Genomic DNA, 15098 nt, shown 5'->3' on the forward strand with positions numbered 1-15098 from the left:
CAGGGTCTGATGTTCGGCTATGCCACGGACGAGACGCCCGAGCTGATGCCGCTGCCGATCCACCTGGCGCACCGTCTCTCGCGGCGCCTGACCGAGGTCCGCAAGAACGGCACGATCCCGTATCTGCGTCCGGACGGCAAGACGCAGGTCACCATCGAGTACGACGGTGACAAGGCGGTCCGTCTGGACACGGTGGTCGTCTCCACGCAGCATGCGAGTGACATCGACCTGGAGTCGCTGCTGGCGCCGGACATTCGTGAGTTCGTGGTGGAGCAGGTCATCAAGCAGCTGGTCGAGGACGGCATCAAGCTGGACACCGACGGTTACCGTCTGCTGGTGAACCCGACCGGCCGGTTCGAGATCGGCGGTCCGATGGGTGATGCGGGGCTGACCGGCCGCAAGATCATCATTGATACGTATGGCGGGATGGCCCGTCATGGCGGTGGTGCCTTCTCGGGCAAGGACCCGTCCAAGGTGGACCGGTCGGCCGCCTACGCGATGCGCTGGGTCGCCAAGAACGTGGTGGCCGCGGGGCTTGCGGCGCGCTGTGAGGTGCAGGTGGCTTACGCGATCGGCAAGGCGGAGCCGGTGGGGCTGTTCGTGGAGACGTTCGGTACCAACACGGTCGACAACGACAAGATCGAGACCGCGATCGGCGAGGTCTTCGACCTGCGCCCGGCCGCGATCATCCGCGACCTCGACCTGCTCCGCCCCATCTACGCCCAGACCGCCGCCTACGGGCACTTCGGCCGCGAACTCCCCGACTTCACGTGGGAGCGCACCGACCGCGTCGAGGCCCTGCGCACGGCTGTGGGAGCCTGACATGCGCATCACCGTCACCGGTTCCGTCGCCACCGACCACCTGATGACCTTCCCCGGCCGCATCAGCGACCAGCTGCTCGCCGACAAACTCGACCGCGTCTCCCTGTCGTTCCTCGTCGACACCCTGGAGATCCGGGACGGCGGGGTCGCCGCCAACATCACCTACGGCCTGGCCCGCCTCGGTCGCCGCCCCCTGCTCGTCGCTGCCGTCGGCGCCGACTTCCGCGAGTACGGGGAACGCTTGGCCGACCTCGGCGTGGACACCTCCGCGGTCCATGTCTCCGCCACCCAGCACACCGCCCGATTCCTGTGCACCACCGACCCGGACGGCAACCAGCTCGCCTCCTTCTACGCCGGAGCGATGGCCGAGGCCTCCGCCATCGACCTCGCCGCCGTCCTCGACCGCAGCGGAGACACCGACCTGGTGCTGATCGGCGCCGACGACCCGGCAGCGATGCTCCGTCACACCCGCACCTGCCGCACCCTCGGCATCCCGTTCATCGCCGACCCGGCACAGCAGCTGGCCCGCCTCGACGGCCCCGCCATCCGTGAACTGGTCGACGGGGCAGTCCACTTGTTCACCAACGAGTACGAGCGCGAACTGCTCCTGCGCAAGACCGGCTGGACCGCCGTCGATGTCCTGTCCCGGGTCGGAACCTGGGTCACCACCCTCGGCGAGAAGGGCAGCCGTGTCGAGCGCGGTGGCGAAACGGTGGCCGAGGTGCCCGCCGTGCCCGCGGCCACTGTCGCCGACCCGACCGGCGTCGGCGACGCCTACCGCGCGGGCTATCTCTGCGCCCTGTCCGAGGGCCACGACGAGGTGCGGTGCGCACAGACCGGATCAGCCCTGGCCACCCTGGCCCTGTCGGCCGTGGGCACCCAGACCTACACCGCCTCGCCGGACGCCGTACGCCGCCTTCGCATCGCCACCTACGGACCGGACACCGCCGACGCGGCGGGCGCCCTCGCAGGGGGTTTGCGCGCATGACCGTGACGACCCTGTCCCGAACCGGCCGAGGCGGGCCCGCCGAACTGATCGCGGCCGGCCACCGCTCGTACTCCTTCGAGTTCTTCCCACCCAAGACGGACAAGGGCGAGCAAGTGCTCTGGCAGGCCCTGCGCCGGGTCGAAGCCGCCAACCCGTCCTTCGTGTCGGTGACCTACGGTGCGGGCGGTTCCTCACGGGAGCGCACCGCCGCCCTGACCCAGAGGATCGCCGAGCACACCACGCTGCGCCCGGTGGCCCATCTCACCGCCGTCGGCCACTCGGTCGCCGAGCTGCGCCAGATCATCGGCCGGTACGCCGACGCGGGCATCCGCGACGTCCTCGCGCTGCGCGGCGACCCGCCCGGCGACCCTCAAGGGCCCTGGAACCGGCACCCCGAGGGCCTCGCACACGCCGTCGAACTGGTCCAACTCGTAAGGGAACTGGGCGACTTCAGCATCGGCGTCGCCGCCTTCCCCGAGCGGCACCCCCGCTCGCCCGACTGGGACAGCGACATCCGCCACTTCGCCGCCAAATGCAGGGCAGGCGCCGACTACGCCATCACCCAGATGTTCTTCCACGCCGACGACTACCTCCGGCTGCGTGACCGGCTCGCCGCCGCCGGGTGCCACATCCCCGTGATCCCCGGGATCATGCCGGCCACCCGGTACGACCAGATCAGCCGCTTCGCCGAGCTCAGCAACGCCACCTTCCCGCCCGAGCTCGCACTGCGCCTGCGCACCGCGCGGTACGACCCCCGCGAGTCGTACCGCATCGGTGTCGACCACGCCACCGAGCTGGCCCAGCGCCTCCTCGACGAGGCGGCCCCCGGTCTGCACTACATCACCCTCAACCACTCCAGCGCGGCCCTCGACATCCACCGCGGGCTGCGTCTGCCGAATCCGCCAACGCCTCAGGAGCCCTCACGATGACAAGCGCCGAGCTGCAAGACGCCGCCCGCGCGGCACGGGACCTCGCGGCCCGGCACGCGCCTGCCGCCGAGTCCGCCCGTGCCCTGGACCCCGCCGTGGCCCGGGCGCTCGTCTCGGCCGGCTTCGCCCGCCACTTCGTGCCGCACCGCTGGGGTGGCCGCGACGGCGGCCACTTGGACGTGATCCGTGCCGTGACCACCGTGGGGGAGGGCTGCGCCTCGGCCGCCTGGTGCGCGTCCGTCATCGCGTACGGCGGCCGCATGGCGACCTTCTTACCCGAAGAGGGGCAGCGTGAACTGTGGTCCGGCACGCCGGACACGGTCGTCGCCTCGGCACTCCAGCCGACAGGCCGAGCCGTGGAGGAGGACGGGGGCTGGCGGGTATCGGGCCGCTGGTCCTACGTCAGCGCCGTTCTGCACAGCGACTGGGTGCTGCTCGTCGCCCCGACCGTGCCCGCGGCGGACGCCCCGGCCGACGAGACGCCGGAGCACCGCCGCTTCTTCGCGATACGACGCGACGAACTGACCGTGGAACACACCTGGCGCACCACCGGAATGCGGGGCACCGGCAGCCACACCGTGATCGCCGAAGCCGTGTTCGTACCCCGCCACCGCTCCTTCTCGGCAACCGCACTGGAAGGCTCCACCGACCCCGCCCGGTCGTCCCTCCCGCTCAAGACGGTGGCCGGCCTCACCTTCGCCCCGCCACTCCTCGGCGCGGCCCGCTCCGTGCTGCTCCGCCTCGCCGACTCCGTACCGGGCCACGACGCCGAACCGTCCCCCACCACCTTGGAGTTCGTCCGCGCGGCCGGTGACATCCACCTCGCGGCCGAAACCGTGCAGCGGGTCGCGCGCGACGTGGACACGGACAACGACCGTGCCCGGTGGGCCCCTTGGGCGCCGTGGGACTGCGTGCGCGCGGTGGAGCTCAGCCTGGAGGCGGTCGGACGCCTCATGCGGCTCGGGGGCTCGCGGTCCTTCTCCGAGGACGACCCGGTGCAGCGCGCCTGGCGCGACATCCACACCGGCGCGAGCCACGTCCGCCTGCGTCCCGAACTCGCCGCACTGGACTGCCTGCCGGTCCTCAAGGAGGCCTCGGTCCGTGACCATCACTGAGGCGCATCCGATCTCGCTGCTCGGCCACACCGAGGAACTCAGGGAGCTCAAGCGAAGCGCTCTGCGTGGGCCGAGTGAGCGTGCGACCGAGGCGCAGCATGCGAAGGGCAAGCTGACGGCGCGTGAGCGCATCGATCTGCTGCTCGACCCTGACTCGTTTCATGAGGTCGAGCAGTTGCGTCGGCATCGTGCGGTGGGTTTCGGGCTGGAGGCGAAGAAGCCGTACACCGATGGTGTGGTCACCGGGTGGGGGACGGTGGAGGGCCGCACGGTGTTCGTGTATGCCCATGACTTCCGGATCTTCGGTGGTGCGCTGGGTGAGGCGCATGCCACGAAGATCCACAAGATCATGGATATGGCGATCGCGGCGGGTGCTCCGCTGGTGTCGCTGAACGACGGCGCGGGTGCCCGCATCCAGGAGGGCGTCAGCGCCCTGGCGGGGTATGGCGGGATTTTCCAGCGGAACACGAAGGCGTCGGGGGTGATCCCGCAAATCTCGGTGATGCTGGGCCCGTGCGCGGGCGGCGCGGCCTACTCGCCGGCCCTGACCGACTTCGTCTTTATGGTGCGTGAGACGTCGCAGATGTTCATCACGGGTCCGGATGTGGTGCGGGCGGTGACGGGTGAGGAGATCACCCAGAACGGTCTGGGTGGTGCGGATGTGCATGCTGAGACGTCGGGGGTGGCGCACTTCGCCTACGACGACGAGGAGACGTGCCTGGCGGAGGTCCGGTATCTGATCTCGATGCTGCCGTCGAACAACCGGGAGAACCCGCCGGTCCATGTGTCCGACGATCCGGCGGACCGGCGTTCCGAGGTCCTCCTCGACCTGGTGCCGGCGGACGGTAACCGGCCGTATGACATGCGCAAGGTGATCGAGGAGCTCGTCGATGACGGGGACTTCCTGGAGGTCCATGAGCGGTGGGCGCGCAACATTATCTGTGCGCTGGCCCGCCTGGACGGGCAGGTCGTGGGGATCGTGGCGAACCAGCCGCAGTCTTTGGCGGGTGTCCTGGACATCGAGGCCAGTGAGAAGGCGGCGCGGTTTGTGCAGATGTGCGACGCGTTCAACATTCCGATCGTGACGCTGCTGGATGTTCCGGGGTTCCTGCCGGGTGTCTCGCAGGAGCACGGCGGGATCATCCGGCACGGCGCGAAGCTGCTGTATGCGTACTGCAACGCGACGGTGCCGCGGATCTCGCTGATCCTGCGCAAGGCGTACGGCGGGGCGTACATCGTGATGGACTCGCAGTCCATCGGCGCGGACCTGACCTATGCCTGGCCCACCAATGAGATCGCGGTGATGGGTGCGGAGGGCGCGGCGAATGTGATCTTCCGGCGTCAGATCGCGGAGGCTGAGGATTCGGAGGCGATGCGGGCGCGGATGGTGAAGGAGTACAAGGCCGAGTTGATGCATCCGTACTACGCGGCCGAGCGGGGTCTGGTGGATGACGTGATCGATCCGGCCGAGACCCGGGCCGTTCTCATCGCCTCACTCGCGATGCTCAAGTCCAAGCACGCCGACCTGCCGTCCCGCAAACACGGCAACCCACCCCAGTGAGGGACACCAAGGGGACCGACCCCTTTTTCCGCGTGGAGAAGGGCGAGGCCAGCGAGGAGGAACTCGCCGCGCTCACCGCCGTGCTCCTCGCCCGAGTCGCCCACCGGCCCGTTCCCGAAAGCCGACCCCACCGCACCGCCGCCCACTGGTACCGCCGCTGGTACGGATTCCGCGGCGCAGGCAGCTGGCAGTGCTGAGACCACCATCGCATCCGCACCACAACGACGTGACGATCAGCGTCACTTGGAGGATCCCGAAATGACGACCGAACACCGCGCCCCGGCCACTCGGCACACGCGTCGGCTGTGCACCCTTGGGGCGACGATCGCCCTCGCTGCGGCGGCGACGCTGACGACCACCGCCGGTTCCGCCGCGGCTGTGACCTCCTCGGCTCCGGTGGGCACCTGGCAGGGCACGGCCGAACACGACGGACACAAGGCCGCCATGACGCTGTCCTTCGACGGTGCCGGGAAGGTGTGCCTGTGGTCTGACACCAGTGACGGACACGGCAGTTGGACCCTCACCAGCGGCAACCAGTTCACCTTCAAGGTCGACGAGCGCCTGCACGACGCTGCCGGCACCACGGTGGGCTGGGTCGACGTGAACCAGACCGCGACCCTCAGCGGGGACAAGTTCGCCAGCTCCGGCCCCTCGAAGGTCTACGACGCGAACCACAAGTACCTCAGCTCCACGGTGGCCAACATAGCGGTCACCCGGATCAGTACCACGCCGCGCACCTGCTGATCCGTCAGCACATCCGTGCCCGGCGCCGCTCGCGGCGTCGCCGGGCACCGTCCGCCGCTCAATACCTCCCCGGAGGAAAGGGACCCCCTGCACCGTGTCCTCGATCCGGCAAGGCCCGACGCCAACCGGGTACCTCAGCCTCGGAACGGGGGTGTGAGGAACCCTCTGAACCGAGCCGCCAGGTGGGGTTGTCCGTGCCGTCCGGGGTGTGTCCCTCGCGGTGCACGTAAGGACGGACGTCACGGCCCGAGTCGGCGAACTCGCAGTTGAGGGCGCGTTCGATCCATCTCTGATAGCCAGTGGTCAGGCCGCCGTGTCCCGGCCGCAAGGTCGGCCAACTGCGCCACCCCGCAGTCCTGTTGACCCCAGGGTCTGATCTCTCCGCGCGGGCTGCGATTTCGGCTTGATTCCTCACGACGGCACCGGGGGATGGCAGCGGCCGCGTGAGTTCTCGCTTAGGACTGGGATCAGAATGAGGTCTTCAGTCGTCGCCAGCAGATGATGGCGCAGCCCAGGGTGACGAAGGCTTGGTGGATATCGTCGCGGATTTCCCAGCGGATGCGCAGGCGGCGGAACCAGTGCAGCAACGCGATCGCTCCTTCCACCACCCAGCGGTGAACACCAAGTCCGGAGCCGTGTTCGGTGGCGCGCCGGGCGATGTGTGGGGTGCGCGGACCCGGTCGCGGTAGACGTCGTGGTCGTAGCCGCGGTCGGCGTAGATGCGCCGGGGGCGGTGCAGCGGCCGGCCGCGCTTGCCGCGGACTGGCGGGACGGCCTGGATCAGCGGGATCAGCTGGGTGACGTCGTTGCGGTTCCCGCCGGTCAGCGTCGCGGCCAGCGGGATGCCGTGCGCCTCGACGATCAGGTGGTGCTTGCTGCTGGTCCGGCCCCGGTCCACCGGGGATGGGCCGGTGGCCGCTCCGCCCTTCATCGCCCTGAGGTGGCTGGAGTCGACGGCGGCGCGGGAGAAGTCGAGCATGCCGGCCCTGCGCAGCTCGGCGAGCAGTAGCTCATGCAGGCGCTGCCACACGCCGGCCTGGTTCCAGTCCCGCAGCCGCCGCCAGCACGTCATGCCCGAGCCGAAGCCGAGCTCCTGGGGCAGATGCCGCCACGGGATGCCGGTGTACAGCACGAAGAGGATCCCGCACAGCACCCGCCGGTCATCGAGCCGCCGACGTCCCGGATACCGGAAACGCCGCTCGACCACCGGCAGCAGCGGCTCCACCCGCTCCCAGAGCCCGTCCTCGATCTCCCACGGCTTGCGCCCACCACGTGTCTCGGCCGCACCCACCCCCCTGTCCGGCAGCCGTCAACAACAACCGACAGACCGTCATTCCCGAACAGCGAACCCCTCATTCTGATCCCAGTCCTTAGTGCTGTGACCGCATAGACACCTCAGGGGGTTAACAGGTCAAGCGACGACAACGAGTTCGGAAGGGAAGGCTGTGCTCTCATCGAACAGTGTGTGGTTCTGGAGGAAGTGGTAGAGCTGGCCATTCTCTGAGGGTCGCGCGTGCCGTAGATGCTCGACTGCCTATGTTTGTGCAGGTGGGCGACCTGACGGGTTGAGGATGTCAGTGCGACAGGTGTGGCGCAATCGCTGGATCGGACGATGACGAGGCACGCTGCCCCCGATGTTCAAGGGCCGTGGCCGAACGATAGGTTGCCGCTATGCCGCTTGCCCCAGACGATGAGATCCGGAGCCGTGAGAACTTGGTTGCGTTTGTCCGCGCACTTCATCAGGACTTTCTCCGCCGTGGCCATGAGTGGGAGAACCAGACCCTTGATGCCTTCCTTGAAGGGCTCGCCGCGTGGATGAACGACTCGGAGGGTTGGTATCGAAACTTCGGCAAGGAGCTCCCAGCTGCGGGTGACTGGACGTTCCTTGCTCGGGCTCTTCAGGCGGCGACGACCTACGAGTAGTCGGCGAAGCTGGCGGTCCGCGAGAGGCTCGCGTCATGGTCGCGCGTTGAGGGTTGCCATGAGCTGTCGGTTGGCTGATCGGGCGGCGACGAGGTCTTCTTCGCGTTGCCTGCACAGCCAACGCCTGGCACCGCGACGTCCTGGCCGCCGAACGCAAGGAACGCGCTCGTACCCGAAGCGAGAAGGGCATCCGCTGGGGCGGACGCCCGCTCAAAGCCGTCGCCTGACCAACCCAGCGAACCTACGCCGGCACGGCCACCGAAGTCGGCGGGGCGAAGTGCCAGGCGGGTCGTCCTAGCCGGATGGAGCCTCAACGCCGGGCATGGCGGATCTTCAATCGTCCGAATCCCATGGTCCCAGAGATGCGGATCGTGGGCCCGCCGGGTCGGGAGCGCCGCGGGGCCTTGTAGCGCAGGTCCTTCCACCCAGTGCGCAAACCCTCGACATCAACGACCGCGTCGCGAGGCACCGTGATTCTGGCCCCGCCGGTTCCGAGTTGCAGCTCGATGTCAACGGCCGGATGCTCGATGACCGCCCGGGACAGATCCAGGCGCACCCTTCCATATGCGGACTCGACCTTGAGGATCCGCGGTACCCGCCATGCACCTCGCCGCTGGATCCGGCCCCCGGCGGCGGCGATCGTCGACGCGGTGTCCGGGTGCTCCGCCGGGAGCGAGGCCAGGGCCGCCACGAGCTCGCTGTGCGCCTTGGCGGTGAGCACCTGATGGAGGCGTCCGTCCAACTCCTCGTGCGAGATGAGCCCTTCGCTGTACGCCTCCTGCAGGCGCTGCACGGCCGCATCGCGGGCGTCTTCGCCTATCAGCGGCGGCGAGTCTTCCGGTAAGGAGGTCACCGTTCCACCCTACTGCCGTACCGACGACGCGAACGCGTCAAGCTCCATAGCGGGCAAGGCATCCGATGGGGAGGCTAGCCGCTCGTCGCCATGGCCTCGATCGTCCAACCCGGCGAACCTTTGCGGTCACAGCACTGGCATGCGTGGCTCGTGATCACTTGCCCGGGGGAGAGGCGCCCCCGCAGTGGTGGCGATGTCCGTCGGTCATGGGGAGGAGCCGAGGTGGGCGCTGGGGTGCAACGGGATGCCGTGCTGCAAAGCGCCCTGGCCACCTTGGACGCCATGACCGGGCTCGAACCCGTCAAACGGCAGATCCGAACGCTCGTCGCGCAGCTGCGGATGGCGGCGATCCGTGAGGAGCAGGGCCTGCCGTCGGCGACCCGCCCGAGCCACTTCGTCTTCGCCGGGCCGCCCGGTACCGGGAAGACGACTGTGGCCCGTGTCATCGGCGAGGTGTTCAAGGGGCTGGGCCTGCCCAGGAGCGGGCACGTGATCGAAGCTCAACGCGTGGACCTGGTGGGGCAGCACCTCGGATCGTCCGCGATCAAGACCTCCAAAGTTGTGGACAGCGCCTTGGACGGCGTGCTGTTCATCGATGAGGCCTATTCACTTTCCAACAGCGGCTATTCGGGCGGCGACGCGTTCGGCGCGGAAGCGCTGCAAGTGCTGCTCAAGCGTGCGGAGGACGACCGCGACAGACTGGTGGTGATCCTGGTCGGCTACCAGGCGGAGATCGCGCAGCTGCTGGCCACGAACCCCGGGCTGTCCTCGCGCTTCACCACCCGCGTCGAGTTCCCCTCGCCGGGACCTGCTGGACGAAGCAGAGCCGCGCCTCACGTGGAAAGCGGTCCAATTTGCCGCTTGAGCGCACGGACGGCGGGGCGTTCGACGAAGCGGTGCACCAGCCATGCCGCGAGCAGCATGACCGCGGTGATGGCGGTGACGAGGAGCCATGGGGGGAAGTGGCGGTGGAGTTGACGGATGGCTTCCCAGCCGAGTTCCTCGTGGAGGAGGTAGAGGGGGTAGGTGAGGGCGCCGGCGGTGGTCAGCCAGCGGTGGTTGAAGGGGGGATGCCGCTTGATGGCGACGGTGAGGACAGCCACGTAGAAGAGCGTGATGGCCGCCAGGCAGATGGTCCAGGACAGCGAGTGGTGGACGGAGTTTTCGGCGGGCTTCATCAAGTTCCGCAGCTGTCCCTGGGCGAGGATCCACGAGGCGCCGAGCAGGACCCACAGGGCCAAGGTGGGGCGGAAGCGGTGCATCAGGTAGATGAGGATGCCGGCGACGAAGTACGGGGCGGAGTCGGGCATCGCGAACAGGCTCAGGAGCGGGATGCCTGCGTGCGGGGCCAGAACGGTCAGCAGGAGCCAGATTCCGCAGAAGTAGAGCACCTTGCGGTAGGTGAGGCCGAGTGCGGCGACCACGGCGAAGAGGAGGTAGAAGCGCATCTCCGCCCAGAGGGTCCAGTAGACGGGATCGATGTCGCCGACGCCGATTGGCTCCTGAAGCATCGTGAGGTTGGAGAGGATTTTGGAGAGGGTGGCCGGGGCCGCTTCGAGGCGGCCCGCCGCGAGCAGGACGCCGGAGGTCAGTAGGACCGCGAACCAGTAGGCGGGGTAGAGCCTGAGGAAGCGGGAGACGGCGAACTGGCGCAGTGAACGTCCCCAGCAGGACATGCAGATGACGAAGCCGCTGATCAGGAAGAAGAGCTGCACGCCGAGCCAGCCGTAGGCGGCGGCGTGGTGCGCGGTGGGGAACACCTGGGAGGTGGAGGCGCCCCAGGGGGAGGCGCTCCAGTCGTCGAAGCCTATGAAGTGGAAGGAGACGACCATGAGTGCCGCCAGGAGCCGCAGTCCGTCCAGGGCGTAGAGCCGGGTCGCGGTTTTGCCGCCCGTGGTGGCGCCTTCGGGGGGTGAGGCGGTGGGGGCGGCCAGCAGGGAAGTCATCGCTTGGTGTCCTTGGGCGCGGGTGTGGTGCGGAGGGTGGCGTCCGGGGCGAGGTGGGCCAGCACGGGGTGGTCCTGTGCGTCGACGGCCAGGGCCTGGGTGCCTACCACCGGGCCGGGGACGGTGGTCCAGCGGGCCGTAGTTCCGGCGCGCCAAGTGGCAGTGCTGGTGGTGCCGTTGTTGTTGCGGGCGGCCAGCAGGGTCTCGTCGTGGCGGGCGAGCAGCGCGAGCGGGCCGTAGCCGCGAGCGGAGAGACCGGGCCGTTCCACGTGCCACTCGTCGTTGCCGGAGGGAAGCCGACAGAGGAGTGGCCGGCTGCTTTTGGCCTCGCGGTAGGCGAGTACCAGCGTCCCGTCGGGCCCGACGGCCACTGCCGGTGGGTCGGCGGGCGCCGGGAGACTCGTCCTGGTGAACGTGAAGGGTCCGCCCGGTTTGTCCTGGGCCCAGTGGTGGATGGTGTCGTGGCCGGAAGCCAGGACATGGATGCGGCCCTGTGCGTCGGTGACTGCGCTGAGGCCTTCCTGGACGTCGGCACCGCCGAGGTCGCTCCAGGCACTCCACCGGCCGTCGGGCTGCTGCCGGCGCATGGAGATGCCTTTGGACCAGTTACGGGCGAAGACCAGAGCTTGTCCGTCGCTGTCACGCGTGACCACGGGGGTACCGACGCGGCGCCCGTGGTCCGGGTCGCGTTCGGGGTTGCCGAGGGTGGTCCACGCGCCGAACGGGCCGTTCCTGGTGCGTTGTTCGGCGGTGACGATCTCGCGGGTGTTCTGGGCGGGGGAGGGGCCGAGTGAGGCGACGCGCTCGGCGAACAACTGCCAGCGGCCGTCCTTGGTGAGGCCGGCGGCCAGGCCGGGGAGCAGCTGCTCGGCACCGAAGAGGACGGGGGCGGCCCACGTGCCGCTGGCTTTGGCGCTCTCGCGCCACATGGCGGCCTGGCCGCCGAGTACGGCGAACGCGGTCAGCCGGCCGTCGGCGTCGAGCTGGAACGCGGGCGCGGCCGGGTAGCGCAGGGAGGTGCGTTGTAGCCAGCCGGTGCCGTAGGAGCGGTCCTTGCCGACGTCGTAGTCGCCGCAGCCGGCCGAGAAGTCACAGCTGTCGGGGGAGCCGCCGTAGACGTTGAGGACGTCGGCCTTGGCTCGGACCAGTTCCTCGGGGAGGTTCTGCGGCCAGCGTTCGTTGTAGTAACCGCGGTAGGAGACCACCGTGTACGGGCGGCCCTCTCCAGGTCCTTGGTAGCGCTCTAGGGCCGCAAGGGTGAAGAGGGCCGTGGCGGTGTGATCGGGGTGGTCGGAATAGCCGGTCTGGTCGTGGTGGGCACGGTGCGCGGCATCGTGCACCTGCATGTCGGGGTCCGGATCCATGGACCTGACCAAGGTGGGCCGGTAGCGGTCGAGCAAGTGGGCAAGGGCGGCGATCACGCTGTCGCGGGTGACTGGGTGTGTCTCCCGTACGGGCGAGCCGGTGCTGACAAGGGTGCTGGTCGCCATCGAGGGATCGGCCCACAGCTCTGGCAGTCCCTTGCTGGGGCCGTTTCCGTACGAGGTGTGCTGGCGCACGCCGAGGAAGACCAACTGCAGGCCCGGGTGTCCATCGAGGGTGTCGAGTTCGACCTGGGTGCCGCCGGGCAGGGTGAGTGCCTCGGCCTTCCATGCCGTGTGTGCCTTGCCGGTGGCCATGTACGCGTAGGCCTGGCGCAGGCCCTGGCGGCGTGCCCCGGCATAGGCGGCGACGTCGGGCTTGGGTGGGGTCTTGCTTCCGGGGACCTTGTTGACACCGCCGGTCTCGCCGCAGTTGAGGTAGACGCTGACGAGTTGGTCGTTGGCGGCGATGGACTGGGCCAGCTCCGGGTTCATGAAGTACAGGTCGTCGTCGGGGTGGGCGACGATCTGCATCACCCGGCTGCCGCTGTGTCCGTCCCGACCGGCGGGCACCTTGGCGCGGGCCGGGACAGTGGGCTTGTCCGAGCTGGACGAGGTGCAGGCAACGGCGCCGAGTGCGACGAGGCCGCCCACCACGGTGCGTCGGGTCAGGCGACTGGTGGGGAATGTGGGCACGAGGGAATCCAAGGCAGTGCGGTGGTGGATGGTCGGTCGGGCCCGTGTCACAGGGGCCGCTCGAACCGGCTGGCCACCGGGAAGTATGCCTCCAGAAACGTCCGGATCAGGCGATCGCTTCGCGTGAAGTCGCCCTCGTTGGACGTGGTGTCGTTGAGGCAGAACACGTCCTTGTCCCGGGCGAGCAGCAGCCGGTCGAGATGGTTGGGCGTGTGCGGGTGGGCGACGTCCAGGTACACGTACCGCAGGTCGCCGGGGACCGCGCGGCGCGTGTGGAAGGCGTGGTAGTGGTACAGGGACGACGGGATGGCGATGTCGTCGCTGCTGCGGAACCGGTGGGAAGCCGTCGTGGCGTGCTGCTCGGCGAAATCCGTCTCGATCTCTTCCAGGACGCTGCGGCTCAGGGCGTGCGGAGTGTGCCGCATCTTCTCGACGGGCGTGGTCCCGAACCGCCGCTGGATCAGGGTGCGGTTGTTCTTTCCGGCCGCCGCGACGGGGACGTCCTCGGCAGAGGGAGGACCCAGCGGCACCAGGGCAGGTGAGGGGAAGAACCTGGTCAGCCCGTTGGCAAGGAAGAAGTCCTTGGGGGACAGTTCCGAACCCAGGAAAACGTCGTCGTTGAAGTAGAGGAAGTGTTCCGACAGTCCATCGATGTGGTGCAACTGGCTCTCGATGGCGTGGGAGTTGAAGGTTGGCAGCACGCTGGGGTCACGGAAGACGTCCCGGTGCGACACCACCTGGATCCCCGGGGCGGAGGTGTCCAGCCAGGCGGGGGTCTGGTCGTCGGTGACGATGTAGATGGTGCGGATCCACGGCGCGTACATGTCCAGGGACCGCAACGAGTAGCGCAGTTCGTCATGGTCCGCATAGCGCGCGGCGTTGGCCGCCTCTGCGTGATAGCTGGTGCCCGAGAAACGTGAGCGGCGCGCGAGCCACGCCGGGTCGGCTCCGTTGACCCACGTGTAGACCGCGTCGACGGGGAAGGTGATGTCCCGGGGCAGGACGGTGGTGAATTCCTCCCGGGTGCGGACCGTCAGCAGGCCACGGTCCCGGGTGCCGTAGGGAGCGGTGAAGGTCTCGGCCGGGGTCTCGACGGTCAGGCCGTCGGCGGGCACGGACTCCGCGATCGAGTTGCGACGCGGCGCCGTCAGCTTCTCGCCGTCCGAGGACCAGAATTCCAGGTCGCAGCCGTGCTCGGCGCCAAGGACCAAGCGCCGACCGGGGTCGGTGTGGTAGGTGAACAGCCGCACCACGTCGGCAGAGGCGAAACGCCTCCAGCTCGGGGACCGGTAGCCGGCGAACACCTTCCCGGTGTTGCCCGGAGTTGTCAGGTAGCAGGGGCGAACGCCGGCGTGTTCGCTCAGGGCCTGGAGTGCGGCGGCACGATCGGTGCGAGCGACGCCGACCGTCGTTGCTGAGCGGTCTCGCTGGCGTATGCAGAAGTAGTCGATACCGGCCGAGGCGAGCGCCTCGGTGACGGTGGCCAGGTTGCCGCGCCGCGCTGCCTCGGGAGACAGACGTGGCTGGGGGAGAGCGAGGCGTGAGCGTCCCTCGATCGTGACCACGACCGTGTCAGAGCCTGCGATCAGCGTGCGGCGGGCCGCGGTGAAGGCCGAGGACCGCAGCCGGGTGGCTTGCAGCCCCGTCGAAGCGACGGTCAGGCGCTGCTTGAACCTGCGGCGCTGCTCGGGCGAGAAACGCCGGGCGATGGCACGCCGCCCTGTGGCGGGCAGTGCCTTGCGGTAAAGAGAGACAAGGCCGGAGGCCTCGGCATTCGGTGGCGTGCCACTGACCGTGCCGGCCACGTTGCCGGAGGGGGCGGAGTGATGCGTCCCCCGTGTGGCCTGTGCCGGGTTCCCCTGCGTCGACGCTGTCGTCGGCGCCCCCTGGGCCTGTGTCATGCTGTTTTGCTCCGTTTACTGGTGTTCGTCCCGAGACGCAGGACCGTGCCCCCCAAAGGGCCCGCCCGTGGTCATGAGCTGGGCCCTTCGATCTCAGGTGAAGATAAGATGACGTTCATGTAAAGGTAATGTACTCAATGCATTGGTCAAGACCAATCCTTCGCAGGATGGGTGCATATGTCCGGATTGGTCAGTAGTTTTCTGGGCTGACCGGCAGATTTCACATGTTGCCCGCCAAATCGGGCTATGGACTGGACTG

At 68.7% G+C, this 15098-nt stretch carries 12 protein-coding genes and 3 pseudogenes; 10 read left to right on the forward strand and 5 right to left on the reverse strand.

What is annotated here, in order from left to right; all coding sequences use genetic code 11:
* From metK to ACWC2B_RS36115, 7 genes and pseudogenes are all read left to right on the forward strand, one after another.
* A partial coding sequence (gene metK, locus ACWC2B_RS36085; RefSeq protein ID WP_450724262.1) for a methionine adenosyltransferase occupies positions 1-822 on the forward strand: 822 nt, incomplete at its 5' end.
* A 1-nt stretch (position 823) separates the two neighbouring features.
* Positions 824-1810 carry a carbohydrate kinase family protein gene (locus ACWC2B_RS36090; protein WP_450724264.1) on the forward strand — a complete coding sequence of 329 codons (987 nt, stop codon included), beginning with the start codon at positions 824-826 and terminating at the stop codon, positions 1808-1810.
* Positions 1807-2739: a methylenetetrahydrofolate reductase [NAD(P)H] gene (gene metF / locus ACWC2B_RS36095; RefSeq protein WP_450724266.1), complete on the forward strand. Its 933-nt coding sequence runs from the start codon at positions 1807-1809 to the stop codon at positions 2737-2739. The genes ACWC2B_RS36090 and metF overlap by 4 nt, the downstream gene beginning before the upstream one ends.
* A complete protein-coding gene (locus ACWC2B_RS36100; RefSeq protein ID WP_450724268.1) occupies positions 2736-3854 on the forward strand; it encodes a hydrolase in 1119 nt (372 codons plus the stop codon). Before metF ends, ACWC2B_RS36100 begins: the two co-directional genes overlap by 4 nt.
* Positions 3855-3909: 55 nt before the next feature.
* A pseudogene (locus ACWC2B_RS36105) lies at positions 3910-5415 on the forward strand (acyl-CoA carboxylase subunit beta); the annotation flags it as partial.
* Positions 5412-5612, forward strand: a complete 201-nt coding sequence (locus ACWC2B_RS36110; protein WP_450724270.1) for an acyl-CoA carboxylase epsilon subunit — start codon at positions 5412-5414, stop codon at positions 5610-5612. The pseudogene ACWC2B_RS36105 and the gene ACWC2B_RS36110, both read left to right, overlap by 4 nt.
* A gap of 61 nt (positions 5613-5673) precedes the next feature.
* The gene (locus ACWC2B_RS36115) at positions 5674-6159 is read left to right on the forward strand and encodes a hypothetical protein (RefSeq protein ID WP_450724272.1); all 486 of its coding nucleotides are present in this window, start codon (positions 5674-5676) and stop codon (positions 6157-6159) included.
* Positions 6160-6626: 467 nt separating this feature from the next.
* Here ACWC2B_RS36115 and ACWC2B_RS36120 read toward each other — a convergent pair.
* A protein-coding gene (locus tag ACWC2B_RS36120; RefSeq protein WP_450724306.1) for an IS5 family transposase occupies positions 6627-7408 on the reverse strand; the annotation gives its coding sequence in 2 pieces (ribosomal slippage) (positions 6627-6833 and positions 6836-7408; 780 coding nt in all).
* 422 nt (positions 7409-7830) lie between these two features.
* On the opposite strand from ACWC2B_RS36120, the gene ACWC2B_RS36125 reads away from it, so the two are divergent.
* Both ACWC2B_RS36125 and ACWC2B_RS36130 read left to right on the forward strand, forming a co-directional pair.
* Positions 7831-8082: a DUF7660 family protein gene (locus tag ACWC2B_RS36125; protein WP_450724274.1), complete on the forward strand. Its 252-nt coding sequence runs from the start codon at positions 7831-7833 to the stop codon at positions 8080-8082.
* 116 nt (positions 8083-8198) lie between these two features.
* Positions 8199-8309, forward strand: a pseudogene (locus ACWC2B_RS36130) (integrase); the annotation flags it as partial.
* Positions 8310-8392: 83 nt separating this feature from the next.
* Here the strand turns inward: ACWC2B_RS36130 and ACWC2B_RS36135 are convergent.
* On the reverse strand, positions 8393-8935 hold the full coding sequence (locus ACWC2B_RS36135) for a DUF1707 SHOCT-like domain-containing protein (RefSeq protein ID WP_450724276.1): 543 nt from the start codon (positions 8933-8935) through the stop codon (positions 8393-8395).
* Positions 8936-9112: 177 nt separating this feature from the next.
* Here ACWC2B_RS36135 and ACWC2B_RS36140 point away from each other — a divergent pair.
* Positions 9113-9745: pseudogene (locus ACWC2B_RS36140) on the forward strand (AAA family ATPase); the annotation flags it as partial.
* A 23-nt stretch (positions 9746-9768) separates the two neighbouring features.
* Here ACWC2B_RS36140 and ACWC2B_RS36145 read toward each other — a convergent pair.
* From ACWC2B_RS36145 to ACWC2B_RS36155, 3 genes are read right to left on the reverse strand one after another with little or no spacing between them, the layout of a single operon-like run.
* Complete coding sequence (locus tag ACWC2B_RS36145) at positions 9769-10881, reverse strand: acyltransferase family protein (protein ID WP_450724278.1); 1113 nt, start codon at positions 10879-10881, stop codon at positions 9769-9771.
* Positions 10878-12938, reverse strand: coding sequence for a PIG-L family deacetylase (locus tag ACWC2B_RS36150; RefSeq protein WP_450724280.1), 2061 nt, complete (start codon positions 12936-12938; stop codon positions 10878-10880). The genes ACWC2B_RS36145 and ACWC2B_RS36150 overlap by 4 nt, the downstream gene beginning before the upstream one ends.
* A gap of 47 nt (positions 12939-12985) precedes the next feature.
* Entirely contained in the window at positions 12986-14839 is a 1854-nt protein-coding gene (locus ACWC2B_RS36155; RefSeq protein WP_450724282.1) for a stealth family protein, read from the reverse strand.
* Positions 14840-15098 lie beyond the last annotated feature (259 nt).

The organism is Streptomyces sp. NPDC001415, from assembly GCF_053597395.1.